The organism is Ochrobactrum sp. C6C9 (genome assembly GCF_022627935.1).
GTDB classification, from domain to species: Bacteria; Pseudomonadota; Alphaproteobacteria; order Rhizobiales; family Rhizobiaceae; genus Brucella; species Brucella teleogrylli.
Genome location: NZ_JABXGB010000004.1, coordinates 81,571 through 94,723, shown reverse-complemented (window position 1 = coordinate 94,723; position 13,153 = coordinate 81,571). Strand labels below are relative to the sequence as shown.

Here is a 13,153-nt window from a genome sequence, read left to right as displayed (position 1 = left end):
AACCGTGGCGCTCTGCGCCGCGGCCCAGCGAAGCGCCGGGCGGCGGAGGAAGGGTTTCTTGCCCCCGCGAGGAATTACGGGCCGCGGCGCGGCCCGTCAGGGGAAGAAACCTGCCCGACCCGCTGAAGGCCCGCCCGCCGCATGGTAAGGGTTGTCTCTCGGCAGACCCGCAGGCGCGCGCCCATCCAGGCGGCGACCGGCATCACACCTGCCATCCCAACCCCGCCGCTGCATCGCGCCTCGCCTCCCCATCACGGCCCGATCACGCTGACAGAAAGGCCTGAGCATCTTCCGGGAGAAGTTGCGCCCGAAGACTGGCGATCAGCCGGTCCGGCCCGAGCTGGCGCAGATCCTCGTTGAAGTCACCCAGTTGCGGGGTGAGCACGAGCGAAAGGATGCCGAGCGATTGCACACGACGGCTCAATCCCTCGATGCCGTGCCGGCCGGCAGCGTCGGCATCGGCGGCAATGTAGAGGCGCTTACATCCGTCCGGCGGCCGGAAGGCGGCGAGGTGATTGGCAGTCATTGCCGAGACCATCGGCATTGCGGGCACCACCGCGATGAGCGACAGGATGCTTTCAAGGCCTTCGCCGACGGTCGTGACGGGTACGGGTCCAAAGACAGGAAAGCGGAAACGCACGGCATTGCCGACCAAGCCGCCAAGAGCACGCCGGGGCGTATTCATCTGTGCCTTGCCAATGCTGCCCGGATCGAGCCCAGAGCGCTCGAGATAGGTGCGATGCACGCCGGTGATCGTTCCGAAGCGATCAGTCACGGCAGCGATCAACGCCGGATAGCTGCTGGTCTCGCCGGTCGTGAGATCGCGATAGTAGCACGATGGATGAAACCTGAGCGCGGGATGCTGTGCCGCCTGCAGGATGCAGCGCTGGCGCAGATAGCTTTCGGCCAGCGTGCCGACAAGCGGCTGCGTCATGCGGAACAGGCGTTGGGCCCGTTCATCTGCAGGTCTGTCGATCGGAGGATCGGCAGAAGCGCCGGCTCGTTGGGACGACACGCGACTGGGATGGGGCTCGTTCAGAAATCGCCGCGCCTCCTCAGCCACATCGCGGAAATCGACCAGTCCACAGGTTTCCCGTACGAGATCGAGCAGGTCACCATACTGAGCCGTCGCCGCATCCGCCCACTTGCCCTTGCGAGGACCGGAGAGATGGACATAGAACGACTTGCCTTTGCTATTGGCGACATCGCCAACGATCCAGTAATTGCTGGCCCTTCGGCCGGCGGAGAGATAATGACGGCAGACCGCCTCGGCATCCTGTGCGAGACGGTCCGCAAGATCGGACGCGGACATCATGGTGGTTATCCCCGGCCAGCGACGTCGACGATGCGATGCTGTTCGATGAGACGGGCAAGGATTGCCGGCCCCGCCTCCGAGGTCGGAATGAAGAACCTGACCTTCCAGGCGATCATCTCGGAGAACATGCCGAAGGACCGGAGCCTGTCACGCATGCCGTCGGTGAAGCCGTTGAGCTCGATGCGATAGTCGTTCATCACCCGGACACGCCGGAGCGTCATGTTGCCGGCAAGCGCGACCACAGAGGAGCCTGCGAGCAGCGACTGCCAGACATCAGCGTCGGTGACGACCTCCGCCTTGTCGAGCCCGAAGTTGCGGCAAAGCCGAGTTAACCCATCCGGCGAGACCAGACGTCCGACGATACGCTCGCCCTCGTCGGTCTGGAGGCGATAGACCCGGCAATAGTCCTGCGGCAGCAGTTTCCAGATAGGCAGCAGGAGGCCCGAGACCATGTGCATGGTCGACACCGAGAATTCGGCAAGGCTGGCGACTTCCGTCTCCCATGCGGCCGAGAAGTTTTGTTCGCCCGCCGCTTCCCAGTTCGTTTCTTCCAACTGGCGCATTTCGAAGCGGATCTCGTCCGTTGGCCGGATCAGTGCGACGCGCGGCTGGATCAAACCGTCGTCGAGCATGACCGAGCGGGCCGGAACCTGCACCGCCGCGCGGCCGGACTTGCCGTTGATCATCAACACCGCGTGCGCATCGCGGGTGGCAAGGCTCAATGCATCGGTGAGCAACATCGGCCTGTTGCGATCCATGCGCTCAATGGTCAACAGATGCGACCGCGCCCCGGTGACCGGATGGGTATAGATCAGTTGCCGGTTCTTCACCGTCTTGCGGTCCGCAGTCAGGGTCTCCAGCCCCTTGTCATAGACACCGGTGGCGATCGCGCCCTCGATGCGCGTGGCCAGCAATTGCTCGAACGCGTCGAACAAGAGATTCTGCATGGCAATGGTGAGCGCAAGCATACGGTTCAGGAACGTGTGGATCGGTGGCAGTTCGTCCTTGAGACCGCCCTCTTGCGCCGTCAGCGACAGGCCGGTGATCGCCTCGAATTTTTCCAGCGAACAGCCGTCGATGCCACCGGCATGAACCAGCTTGTAGAACTGCCTGAGCGCATCGCGGGCATATTGGGATTCGAGATTGTCTTCGCTGCGGAACATGCCCTGACCACCGGTCTGGCGCTGCCCGCGTGTGATCGCGCCGAGCGTGTCGAGGCGCCTGGCGATCGTCGACAAAAACCTTCGTTCAGCCTTCACATTGGTCGCAACCATGCGAAAACTCGGCGGCTGCACCTGGTTAGTGCGATGGCTGCGGCCGAGCCCCTGAATTGCCACGTCCGCGCGCCAACCGGCTTCGAGGAGATTATGGAGACGCAAACGCTGGTTCTTCGCACCGAGATCGGCATGGTAGGATCGTCCAGTACCGCCCGCTTCAGAGAAGATCAGGATCGGCTTCTCATCGTCCATGAAGGCGCGGGTCTCATCGATATTGGCGCCGCCCGGTCGGCTTTCGATGGCGAAGCGGTCGATCGTGCTGCTATCCTCACGCCGGATGATGCGGCGCGTGCGGCCTGTGATTTCGGCAACCTGGCTGCTGCCGAATTTCTGGACGATCTGGTCGAGCGCCGTTGGAATGGCGGGAAGGCTGCCGAGCCGTTCGAGCAACATATCCCGGCGAGCGACGGCGTCGCGGCAAAGGACCGGATTGCCATCGGTGTCATAGACCGGACGCGACAGGAGATTGCCTTCGGCGTCGGAATATTCCTCGAAGAGCTGGGTCGGGAAAGAATGGTTGAGATATTCGGCGACGATCTCACGCGGCGTGACATCTACCTGGATGTCGTTCCATTCCGCGGTCGGGATTTCGGCGAGGCGGCGTTCGATCAGAGACTGGCCGGTGGAAATGATCTGGATGATCGCCGCATGCCCCCCTTCGACATCCGACTTGATCGCACTCATCAGTGCCGGCGTCTTCATCGAAGTGAGGAGATGGTTGAAGAAGCGCTGTTTGGTGCATTCAAAGGCGGAGCGCGCAGCCGCCTTTGCATTTTTGTTGAGGGTGCCGCCACTGGACGTGATGCCGGAAGCCTCCAACGCCTGATCGAGATGATTATGAATGACCTGGTACGCTTCCGCATAGGAATCGTAGATGCGCACCTGCTCCTCGGTCAGTTCGTGTTCGAGGATGTCATATTCGACACCCTCGAAAGATAGGGATCGCGAGGCATAGAGGCCCATGGCCTTGAGATCCCGCGCCAGGACCTCCATCGTCGCCACACCGCCGTCCTCGATCGCTGCTATAAACTCAGAGCGGGTCGAGAAGGGAAAGTCTGCACCGCCCCAGAGGCCGAGGCGCTCGGCATAGGTGAGTTGCTCAACCTCGGATGCGCCAGTGGCGGAAACGTAGATGACGCGGGCATTGGGAAGAGCACGCTGCAGGCGAAGACCGGCACGGCCTTGCTGCGAGGCAGACTTTTCGCCTCGGTCGGATTTGCCGCCTGCGGCGTTGGCCATCGCGTGACCTTCATCGAAGATAATGACCCCGTCGAAACCTTTTGCATTCCCAGACGCGGCTTCGCTACTCCCAGCCTCTCGACGCAGCCAGTCGACGATCTGCTGCACTCGCGATCGCTTGCCTTCGCGCTCGTCGGTGCGCAGAGTGGCGAAGGTGACGAAGAGAATGCCTTCGTCGAGTTTGATCGGTTTGCCCTGGCGGAAGCGTGAGAGTGGCGTGATCAGCAGTTTTTCCTGGCCGAGCGCGCTCCAGTCACGCTGCGCATCCTCGATCAGGGTTTCGGATTTCGATATCCACAAATGGCGACGACGACCCTTCAGCCAATTGTCCAATATGATACCGGCAGCCTGGCGGCCTTTGCCAGCTCCCGTGCCATCACCTAAAAACCAGCCGCGACGAAAACGAACAGCGCCTTCCGTCTCCGGGGTAACGGCCTTCAGGTTGTCGAAACTGGCATCAACGCTCCAGTGGCCAGCGAGATAGCCGGAGTGGGCTTCACCGGCATAGATCACACTCTCGAGCTGAGCGTCGGAGAGATCGCCGCCAGTCACAATGCGCTTCGGCAGATGTGGCCGATAGCTTGGTTTGGGCGGCGCGACCGAGGCCATTGCGACGGATTCGACCAGTTTGTCCAGATGTGGTTTGGCGTCCGGAATGCGGATCGCCTGCAACTGATAGGGTTCGTATATTCCATCAGCGACATCGACGCAAGCATTGTTCGCTCCATCAAGCAGTTCGTAAGAGAGTTCAAGAACGTCATCGTCGATCCGGGGTACTGTTGAGGACGCCAGACGCGGCGCAGCGGTGGCTGAAGGGCGACTTGTCAGGCCCATCACAGCTGCGGGTCGCATGGTGCCGGCAGCTTTACGGGCGGCCATTTTCACTGCACAGGCGTTTAATATTCCGTGGGAGAGCGCGCCGATAAAGTTTGGCACGGTTGAAGGTGAGCGCGACGGAAGGCCAGATATCCAGGAAAGTAGTGTTTCAAGATCGGGGGCGGCACCACGCGATACAACCAGATTTGCCGGATCAGCAGCGGCGATCTTGTCGATGACCGTCAGGCGGGTTTCCATTGTCGTGCCGTGGCGAGCATAGACGCCCCCATTGATTGCAGCACTGAACACAACCGTGCCGCGGCTCTGAAGTCGGACGAAGGCGTCCCGCCATTTCGGATTGTCGGGAGAAAGGCTGGAGCCGGTGATCGCCACCAGCCGTCCGCCATGGACAAGCCGCGTGAAGGCGGAGGCCAGATGACGCCATGTGGCGTCAGCCAAGCGGCCTTCGACATGAATACCGGCAGAAAACGGCGGGTTCATCAGCACGATGGTCGGGCGCACCGCACGATCAAGATAGTCATCGATGTGGGCGGCGTCGTGCTGCGTAACTGATGATCCGGAAAATAACCGGGTCAGAAGATCGTGACGGAGCGGCGCATATTCGTTGAGCACCAGGCGTGCACGTGCGAGTTCCGCGAAGACTGCCATGAGCCCGGTTCCCGCCGACGGTTCGAGTACCATATCACTGGGTATGATCCCGGCAGCACGCGCAGCGACATAAGCGAGCGGCATTGGCGTGGAAAACTGTTGGAGCTGCTGGCTTTCCTCGGAGCGTCGGGTGTGGGTGGGGATCAGTCCTGCGACCTTGGCCAACATGGCCAGTGCTGCGTGGGGCGCGTTCGTGCGGGAGTTGATCGCCCCGCCGAACTTGCGCAGGAACAGGACTTGGGCCACTTCCGTCGCCTCATAGGCGTCTTTCCAGGACCAGAAGCCTTCGGCATCCGAGCCGCCGAAAGCGTTCATCAAAATGGTTCGGAGATCGGCTGCGCCGATAGCATGGCCGCGTTCGAGAAACGGCAGAAGTGCACGGCCGGCATCGAAGATACTGTCTGCACGGTTCGCGGAAACAAGCGAAGCGGCGGCCGCGTTCGCGGCCGGGATCGGGATCACGTTCATGGGAAATCCTGTTGGGAGCGGGAGAGGACACGCCCGCCCGGACGCTCTCCAAACCCCGGCAGGCCCCCTTTTCAGGCCCTTCTCTCCCTCTTCGCTTCGTCGGAACCGTGCCGGCACGCTGGGGAGAACACGATCATGCTGACATGTCGGCTCTCCCAAAATCCTGTTTCTGGCCTAACGGTTTTCTCGCTGAACCCGGACAACGCGGCCAAAAATAAAAAAGCCACCGATGGCGGGCTTTCCAATTATCGTATGACGAGAATGGTATTAACGCGCGACCTTACGAGCCTTTCCCTTTCTAATATGGCCATACGAATGGGACCGCTGATCATCCACGCCCCTGGCGCATTCGCCGGTGGGCAGGTATCCGTCACACCTCGGGGCCAATATTAGTCAATTGCGAGCTTGAGGTTGCCGAAGACCGCCACGCCGCCCGTCGACACCTCATGCAAGACAGCCTTGCCACCAGCAACGACCCAATCTGCGGCTTCCTCAACCGACAATTCCTGAACATGGACGAAATGACGCTCGGCTGCCGCACGCTGCCGTTCGAACGTATTGCGATCCTCAAAAGCATAGAGCGTATCGCCGGGGCCGTCACAGTAGACTATCGCGAAGCAGACAGGATGAACAGCCTCAGAGTGGAAATTCAGGAAGACCGGAGCTGCGGCTGGCTGGCGAAAATTGAGTACAGTAATGGTCATGTTGCTCTCCTGAAACGGAAAGGCCCGGCTATTACCGGGCAGAGGGGTTGGATGCGGCTGGCCGACCGTTCAAGCGCGGAACGCGCTTTCTCCCATCTCCACCGGCCACGCCTTCACCAACCCAACTCCCCTCTTTTCCCGTCCGCTATTGCTTGTCCCTCGCGGCCGCAGTGATTTCGGCATTCTAGTCCTGTCACGAAGATTGCAACCGTAATTCCGCTTTTTACTGACTGTTTTTCGATAGTAAAATATACATTGGCGGTATAAGCTCGATGCTAGAGAAGGAGAACATGGATGCGAAAGTTCGCAATCGGCAATCGCGTGATCGAAGAAACTGGACCTGAACTGCATGGCGTTCTCGCTCAGGCCTACGAACAGCGGCTGCGTCCAATGTGCTTGTGCAAGGCCCCTTCCGTGCCGATGTACATCGCCCGCGTCGAGCACCAGTATCTTGTAAAGCGGATGCCTTTATCGGGGCGCGAGCATGATCCGACCTGCCCATCCTACCAACCTCCCTACGAACTTTCCGGCCTTGGCCCGTTGATCGGCAATGCGATCCAGATCGGCGCCAGCGGCCGAGCTGAACTGAAGCTGGACTTTTCGCTGACGAAGCGCAGTCCGCGGGCTGCACCCACGACGCCGATGGAAGCGTCCGAATCGAGTATCCGCAGCGAGCCGCTGAAACTGTCGTTGCAGGCGATGCTCCACTATCTCTGGGAAGCGGGCGAGTTGACCGAGTGGCGTTCGACCTGGGGTGGCCGGCGTGGCTGGGGCCGGGTCCGTGCGAGCCTTGTCAACGCCGCTTTACAGATGTCGGCGAGGGGCGGTTCTCTGAGTGATATGCTCTACGTGCCGGAGGTCTTTCAGCCGGAGGACAAGGATGGCATTACCGCCCGGCGAGCAGCTGCACTCAAGAGGGTACAGACGACCGGGTCGGGGCCGCGGAAATTGATGATGATCGTAGCCGAGGTGAAGGAATTTTCCCCGGCCCGCGAAGGGCAGAAAATCGTTGTGCGGCACATGCCCTTCCCCTTGATGATTGAGGATGGAGCGTGGCGGCGGCTTGCCGCCCGCTATGAGATCGAGCTCGAACTGTGGCGCTCCAATGAGGCGTTCCACCTGGTCGTCATTGCCACGTTCGGTATTTCAGTCGCGGGCATCGCCTCGGTGGAAGAGGTCGCGCTTATGGTGGTCAACGATCATTGGCTCCCGTTCGAGAATTTTCACGAGCTCAGGCTACTGGAGAAACTCAGCCACCTGAAGCGAAAGATCGTCAAGGGGCTGCGTTTTAACCTCCCGCGGGATACGCCAATCGTGTCGGTGACGATGCCGGAACAGAAGCCGGCACCCGTCGCGATGTTCATCGTCCCTCCGGGCGCCGATGTCGCGTATGAGGGGGCGCTTGCCGACATGATCGAGACACGACCTGAGATCACTCCGTGGGTCTGGCGCGTGGCGGAAGGCGAAATTCCCCGGCTCACCTGATCCGGGAATCCGAGCCTCAACCATTGACAGGATGCGGCGAATAAGAACACCTCCTACCGGAAAATCCATCCGCCACGATCAGCCGGAGCATTATGAAACCCGAGAAAAAGCCATTTATCGTCGAGTTCAAGAACCGGCGTCGACAGTCTACCCAACAAAACTCAATCTGGGGTGCTATTGACCTGAAAGCGGCAAGCAATCAGGTCGCCGGCAATGAAATGGCCGGCATGATTGATGCGAGCACCGCCGAACCGCCATCCGACGCCGACGCTACCTGGCACACGACAGATATCAGCGCCTGATCGCATCATAGACCAGTTTCGGCACCACCCAGCCGTTCACGTAGAAACAGCGCTTCGCCTTGAGGCGGGCGATATAGCGCCTTGCTAACTGCCAAGAGCCCATCCGGTTGAACCGGATGCGTGAGTAGCCGATCATGCCGTCGCTCTCGGATAGTTCGAACGGGCCAAACGCCGCCAGTTGCTCGATATGAGAGCGTAGTGTCTTGAGGACACCATCGAAGCGATAATACCGATTCAGGGCAATCTTCAGGCGACACGACTGATGGGAGAGAGTGCTTCCGTCCTGAACATCGAACGTTTTTCGGCGAAAGAGAATTCAGTCGACATTTCGGTCCTCCAGAGCAGCTAAAACCCAGCACACGATGGCCGGGCGGTGAAGAGGATGGATGCGGATTTGTGTTGGGTTGTCGTGATCAGGCAGCACTTTCGAGCAGTTTCTTCGCCTTGCCTTCGAGTTCGAGCCGGGCATCCTGATGCGACTTTCCCCGCGCCAGTGCGGTAATGCCCTGCACAAAGTCAAAAATGCTCTCGGGCGGCCCGCCTTCTTCGGATAGAACCGTTTCGATGATCCTGCCGGTTTCAGCCTTGGAGAACCCCCTGCGGCGCAGGAAGGTCTGCCGGTCCTCATCATTGCGGGCGACGACCCGTTCACGGGCGGCGCGAATGCCGGCGATGAAGGGGGCGGGGGAGGAATTTGCGAAGGTCGTCAGCGCTGGAGCGGCCTCGTGCGCGAAACGCTGCGCAGCGAATTTCGAGTGACGGATGGTAATTTCCTCGAAATTTTCGACACCCCACAAATTCCTGTTGGCACACACTGCCCGCAGATAAAAGCTCGCAATTCCCAAGGTTTTGCTGCCAACTTCGCTATTCCAGCAATAAAAGCCACGAAAATAAAGATCGGGTTCGCCGTCCGGCTTCGATGGGGTGCGTATCGTCCACTAAAAACAGGAAGACGTCCCTGTCGGACGCGTAAAGCGTGGTGGTGTCCCTGGTCACATCTACGAAAGGATTGTGCGTCATGGTTTTCCAATCCAAGGTTCCAGGCACCTTCCACATGGTATCGCCAGTGCCATTGCCCGCGATATTCATCACGGCGGCGACAAGCTCATGATCCCATATGCGGCCATATTCGGGACCGGTCACCGCCCGCAGTTCGAGACGGCCGTCGTCCATCTCCAGGGATTTCACCATTTCGGCCTTGTGGCTAAGGAGCCCATGTTGAAGGTTGATGGCGGCGAGTGGCGCGGGAAGCTGGCGCATATAACTCGCAGGTGCGCCAACCAGGCTGCAAAGCTGCCCGTAGCTCCAGTGCGTTGGTGCCAGCGGCTCACGCCCACCGGGAACGATCAGGGACATGCGCTCTGCATTGTCGCGCGTCGCCTCGACACGAATGTCAGCGGTCTCGATAGTACGAACCCGGGCACGCTCGGTTCGGATGCTGACGGCGTGATGAAGATCAAGAAGCGACAAAAAGCGCTCATCGTCCGGGCGCGAGAACCATTCGGACGACACCCGCCCTATGCGTTCGCCGCGGGAAATATCGACTTTGAACCCGGTCGATGCCGGGCGCTGGGTCTGGAGCGGGCTGGAAATCATAGTGTTCATGCTGAAGTCTCCTGAAAAGAATGAAAGAGCCCGGCTGACCGAGGGAGCGGTCAGCCGGGCTGGTGCCGGAAGAGTGGGTGACATCGCCGTCAGCCTGGCTCGACAAAGCAGGCAATCCCGGAAACCTTCTCTCCGGTCCTACGGCAACCGCCCACGCGCAAACGACCCTTCTCTCCTCTTGCGACTTCGCAATAATCGCTTCCAGAAAGACCATTAAAGGTCTATATTCTGGTCAAAAGGAGTTCACAGCGATGAAACTGTCGGAACAGGTCAAACCCATCAGCTACCTCAAGGCGCATGCACCGGAGGTCATTCGCCAGCTCGCCGACGACCGGCAGCCGGTGGTAATCACATTGCATGGCGAGGCGAAAGCCGTGCTTCAGGACGTCAGGCAATATGAAGAAACGCAGGAAACGCTGGCGCTTTTGAAGGTGTTGGCGCTAACGAACAAGCAGGTGGAGGACGGGAAGGTCCGCCCTGCGAAAGAAACCTTCACACGCCTTCGTGCACGCCTGGCGAAGCCTGGCGCCTGATGCCTTATCAGGTTCTATTTACCGAGGATGCAGAACGGGATCTTGAAGATCTCTACCGCTTCCTCGCCAGCCGGGATGGCATCGAGACTGCCGAACGGATTCTCGGCGAAATCGAGTTCGCCTGTCTGGGGCTCGAGGATTTGCCAGGCAAGGGAAACGTACCGAAGGAACTCACCGGCCTCGGCATCACCGACTATCGGGAGTTGCATCACAAGCCCTGGCGGATGATCTATCGCATCATTGGAGAGGATGTGATCGTCTATTGCGTCGCATATGGTCGGCGCGACATGCAGTCATTTCTCGAACGGCGGCTGCTGCGCTAAGTGCGCAGAGCCGCCGATGCGCTTGTTTCACCAGTCATACCGGGCAGATCGCCGACCTGCTCTGCTTCCCAATCGAGCAGGAGGGCTGAAGCCTATCTGGCGCGTTCATAGATGTTCATGACGGACATGCTTGTGTCCAATGTCCAAATACTGAAAGAGCCCGGTGTAATGACCGGGCCCGGGATTCTATGTTGTGATGATCTGGACAAAGCTATTCAGCGGCTTCCAGATGTTCACCATCGTCAGAGGGATTGATAGAAGCCTCCTCCTCATCCTCGCCTTTGGTCAAGTAAGCCGGCAAATCGGCATCAGCGATTTTGGAGGTATTGTCGTCGACACCGTCTTCCGTCACCTCAGCACCGATCTCGCCAACCACAGTGGTTTCGGCGACCGGAAGCCGCAAAACTTCAGGTAGCCATCCGCTGCCTTCCAGCAATCGGGCAGCCTCACGCGCCATGTCGGGCTTCTTCAGGTGATCAATGAGTTGCGCCGACTGCTCACCCTTCGCCTCGCGAACCGCCTGCAGGATATGCGCCTTGGTCACGCGCCCGAGATAGTTGTCGACGGTCGGTGTCCAGCCCACCTCCACCATGTCAAATCCGAGCGAGATGGCGAGCTGCCGGGCATGGACATTTTCCGTGACCCGCCTGTTCCACGCCTGGACCGTGGTATTGACCGACAACGAGACACAATGGGCAAACAACGCCATGCGGCTCGGTTCATCGAGCTTGATCAGATAATCCCATACCTCGTCAGCATTCGCAGGAAGATCATAACCCCACGATTCCTGTCGCTGTTCAATCTCCTTCACCCATACGGTATCGCCCAGTCCCTGCGTCTGGCCAAACGTGGTATGCTGCAGCGTGATCTCAAGACACGAGTCAGCCCCGTATCTGTAGAAGATCTTGAGGACCGCAACATGGAGAGCCGCGATGAAGGCCACCACCGGGTCGTTTGCCAGCGCATTGCGAAGGGCGACAGTGCGGGCGGCTGTCAGATCTTCGACAACACGATCGGAAAGCGGGCGTAGCTTGCCGTCATCGTCCTCCGGCTCCTCGACGCTCGCAGGCCTGCCGTTAATCGAAACTCCACCATTCGCCGAGGCTGCAACGGTATCATTTCCGCCATGACCATCACCATCATCCGCATCATCGGCATCCACCTCGGCGGTGGGCTCATCTTCCGGTCGAACGAAACCGCGTTCGATCTTCAGTTGCCCATTGACCGCAAGTGAGATGAAAACGCCGCCGCGGGAGACCTCTTCCGGATCGAAGACATAGGGCCGGTCGTTCAACACATCGAGTTCGTTGCCGAGTTCCTCAAGCCGGGCCTCGGTTTCCTCGGAATAGTCTTCCGCATCGGCATATTCGGCGTCGAGCCTGTCGTATTCGGCCCTCAGGGCGTCGTGGTGGGCCAGCTCTTCCTCAGAGTATTGCGCCTGTTTACCGTAGAACCGTCGAAGAGCGGAGGTATGGCCATAATAGAAGTCCAACGCCGCTTCGACCCATTTCCAACCTTCTTCAGCCTTGAGCACTTCCGCGTCGGCGGTCAGCTTTTCGATCACGAGCTGTTCGAGCATCGCCGGATCCTGCAGCCATCCACCATTGTCCGGTTCGAACAGGTCACGCATGACCACGCCCCCAGCCGCCTCGTAAACATCGGTGCCAACATAGATGGCGCGGCGATCGGTGGCCCTGATCGCGGTTTCGGTCAGCATGCGACGAATATAATTGGCATCCTGACCATAGGTCCGCGAAACCGTGTCCCAAACCTGTTCCTGGCGAGCGTGATCATTGGTGATCGAGAATGCCATGACCTGCCCGAGCTTCATCTCGTCATTCGCGTAAAGTTCCAGAAGTCGTGGCGAGACCGATGCGAGGCGCAAGCGCTGCTTCACCGTCGCCACCGACATGTGGAGGCGAGCGGCGATCTCCTCCTCATCGAGCCCCTGTTCGCGCAGCGTCATGATCGCCCGGAACTCGTCCAGCGGATGAAGGTCGACGCGCGCGATGTTTTCGGCAAGCGAATCCTCGACTTCAGGGGTTTCGCCCTTGCTGACGATGCATGGAACGGCGGCCGTTTTCGACAGCTTTTTCTGACTGACTAGTAGTGCGAGCGCGCGATAGCGACGACCGCCGGCGGGGATGCGGTAAATTCCGGTCTCGTTACCATCGGCATCGATCTCGGCGCGGACGTTGAGGCTGGTCAGCAGCCCGCGATGGGCGATGTCTTCGGCAAGCTCCTCGATCGAGACGCCCGCCTTGGTCTTGCGGACGTTCTGCTGGCTCAAAACGAGCTTGTCGAACGGGATGTCACGTCCGGCATTGAGCGTGATTTTCTGGATGGCCTGTGCCATATCTTTTCTCCGTGACGGACTGGCCGGAGCCTTTCTCCGACAACCACAATCCACCACGAAC

9 protein-coding genes and 1 pseudogene are annotated in these 13,153 nt (G+C 59.7%); 4 read left to right on the top strand and 6 right to left on the bottom strand.

Annotation, left to right across the window (positions count from 1 at the left end):
* Window positions 1–262 precede the first annotated feature (262 nt).
* The 3 genes from HWD97_RS04365 to HWD97_RS04355 all read right to left on the bottom strand — a co-directional run bounded on the left by HWD97_RS04365 (window position 263) and on the right by HWD97_RS04355 (window position 6,488).
* A complete protein-coding gene (locus HWD97_RS04365; RefSeq protein ID WP_371834784.1) occupies window positions 263–1,315 on the bottom strand; it encodes a toprim domain-containing protein in 1,053 nt (350 codons plus the stop codon).
* Between the two features lie 5 nt (window positions 1,316–1,320).
* Window positions 1,321–5,784, bottom strand: a complete 4,464-nt coding sequence (locus HWD97_RS04360) for a strawberry notch-like NTP hydrolase domain-containing protein (protein WP_371834783.1) — start codon at window positions 5,782–5,784, stop codon at window positions 1,321–1,323.
* A gap of 389 nt (window positions 5,785–6,173) precedes the next feature.
* On the bottom strand, window positions 6,174–6,488 hold the full coding sequence (locus HWD97_RS04355) for a hypothetical protein (RefSeq protein ID WP_371834782.1): 315 nt from the start codon (window positions 6,486–6,488) through the stop codon (window positions 6,174–6,176).
* 294 nt (window positions 6,489–6,782) lie between these two features.
* On the opposite strand from HWD97_RS04355, the gene HWD97_RS04350 reads away from it, so the two are divergent.
* Window positions 6,783–7,973 (top strand): DUF1173 domain-containing protein, encoded by a 1,191-nt coding sequence (locus HWD97_RS04350; RefSeq protein ID WP_371834781.1) that lies wholly within the window; start codon window positions 6,783–6,785, stop codon window positions 7,971–7,973.
* A 92-nt stretch (window positions 7,974–8,065) separates the two neighbouring features.
* Window positions 8,066–8,275: a hypothetical protein gene (locus tag HWD97_RS04345; RefSeq protein ID WP_121539009.1), complete on the top strand. Its 210-nt coding sequence runs from the start codon at window positions 8,066–8,068 to the stop codon at window positions 8,273–8,275.
* On the opposite strand, the gene HWD97_RS04340 is transcribed toward HWD97_RS04345, so the two are convergent.
* A complete protein-coding gene (locus HWD97_RS04340) occupies window positions 8,265–8,411 on the bottom strand; it encodes a hypothetical protein (RefSeq protein ID WP_371834780.1) in 147 nt (48 codons plus the stop codon). The genes HWD97_RS04345 and HWD97_RS04340 overlap by 11 nt on opposite strands.
* A 277-nt stretch (window positions 8,412–8,688) precedes the next feature.
* Window positions 8,689–9,880: pseudogene (locus tag HWD97_RS04335) on the bottom strand (DUF932 domain-containing protein).
* Window positions 9,881–10,131: 251 nt separating this feature from the next.
* Here HWD97_RS04335 and HWD97_RS04330 point away from each other — a divergent pair.
* Together HWD97_RS04330 and HWD97_RS04325 are read left to right on the top strand one after the other, a co-directional pair.
* On the top strand, window positions 10,132–10,413 hold the full coding sequence (locus HWD97_RS04330; RefSeq protein WP_283735633.1) for a type II toxin-antitoxin system Phd/YefM family antitoxin: 282 nt from the start codon (window positions 10,132–10,134) through the stop codon (window positions 10,411–10,413).
* Window positions 10,413–10,736 (top strand): type II toxin-antitoxin system RelE/ParE family toxin, encoded by a 324-nt coding sequence (locus tag HWD97_RS04325; protein WP_371834779.1) that lies wholly within the window; start codon window positions 10,413–10,415, stop codon window positions 10,734–10,736. The genes HWD97_RS04330 and HWD97_RS04325 overlap by 1 nt, the downstream gene beginning before the upstream one ends.
* A gap of 211 nt (window positions 10,737–10,947) precedes the next feature.
* Here HWD97_RS04325 and HWD97_RS04320 read toward each other — a convergent pair whose 3' ends face one another.
* Window positions 10,948–13,092, bottom strand: a complete 2,145-nt coding sequence (locus HWD97_RS04320) for a ParB/RepB/Spo0J family partition protein (RefSeq protein ID WP_371834778.1) — start codon at window positions 13,090–13,092, stop codon at window positions 10,948–10,950.
* Window positions 13,093–13,153 lie beyond the last annotated feature (61 nt).

Bases quoted from the DNA above. Each gene is read 5' to 3' on its own strand.
- HWD97_RS04365 (WP_371834784.1), bottom strand. From the start codon at position 1,315: ATGATGTCCGCGTCCGATCTTGCGGACCGTCTCGCACAGGATGCCGAG.
- HWD97_RS04360 (WP_371834783.1), bottom strand. From the start codon at position 5,784: ATGAACGTGATCCCGATCCCGGCCGCGAACGCGGCCGCCGCTTCGCTT.
- HWD97_RS04355 (WP_371834782.1), bottom strand. From the start codon at position 6,488: ATGACCATTACTGTACTCAATTTTCGCCAGCCAGCCGCAGCTCCGGTC.
- HWD97_RS04350 (WP_371834781.1), top strand. From the start codon at position 6,783: ATGCGAAAGTTCGCAATCGGCAATCGCGTGATCGAAGAAACTGGACCT.
- HWD97_RS04345 (WP_121539009.1), top strand. From the start codon at position 8,066: ATGAAACCCGAGAAAAAGCCATTTATCGTCGAGTTCAAGAACCGGCGT.
- HWD97_RS04340 (WP_371834780.1), bottom strand. From the start codon at position 8,411: ATGATCGGCTACTCACGCATCCGGTTCAACCGGATGGGCTCTTGGCAG.
- HWD97_RS04330 (WP_283735633.1), top strand. From the start codon at position 10,132: ATGAAACTGTCGGAACAGGTCAAACCCATCAGCTACCTCAAGGCGCAT.
- HWD97_RS04325 (WP_371834779.1), top strand. From the start codon at position 10,413: ATGCCTTATCAGGTTCTATTTACCGAGGATGCAGAACGGGATCTTGAA.
- HWD97_RS04320 (WP_371834778.1), bottom strand. From the start codon at position 13,092: ATGGCACAGGCCATCCAGAAAATCACGCTCAATGCCGGACGTGACATC.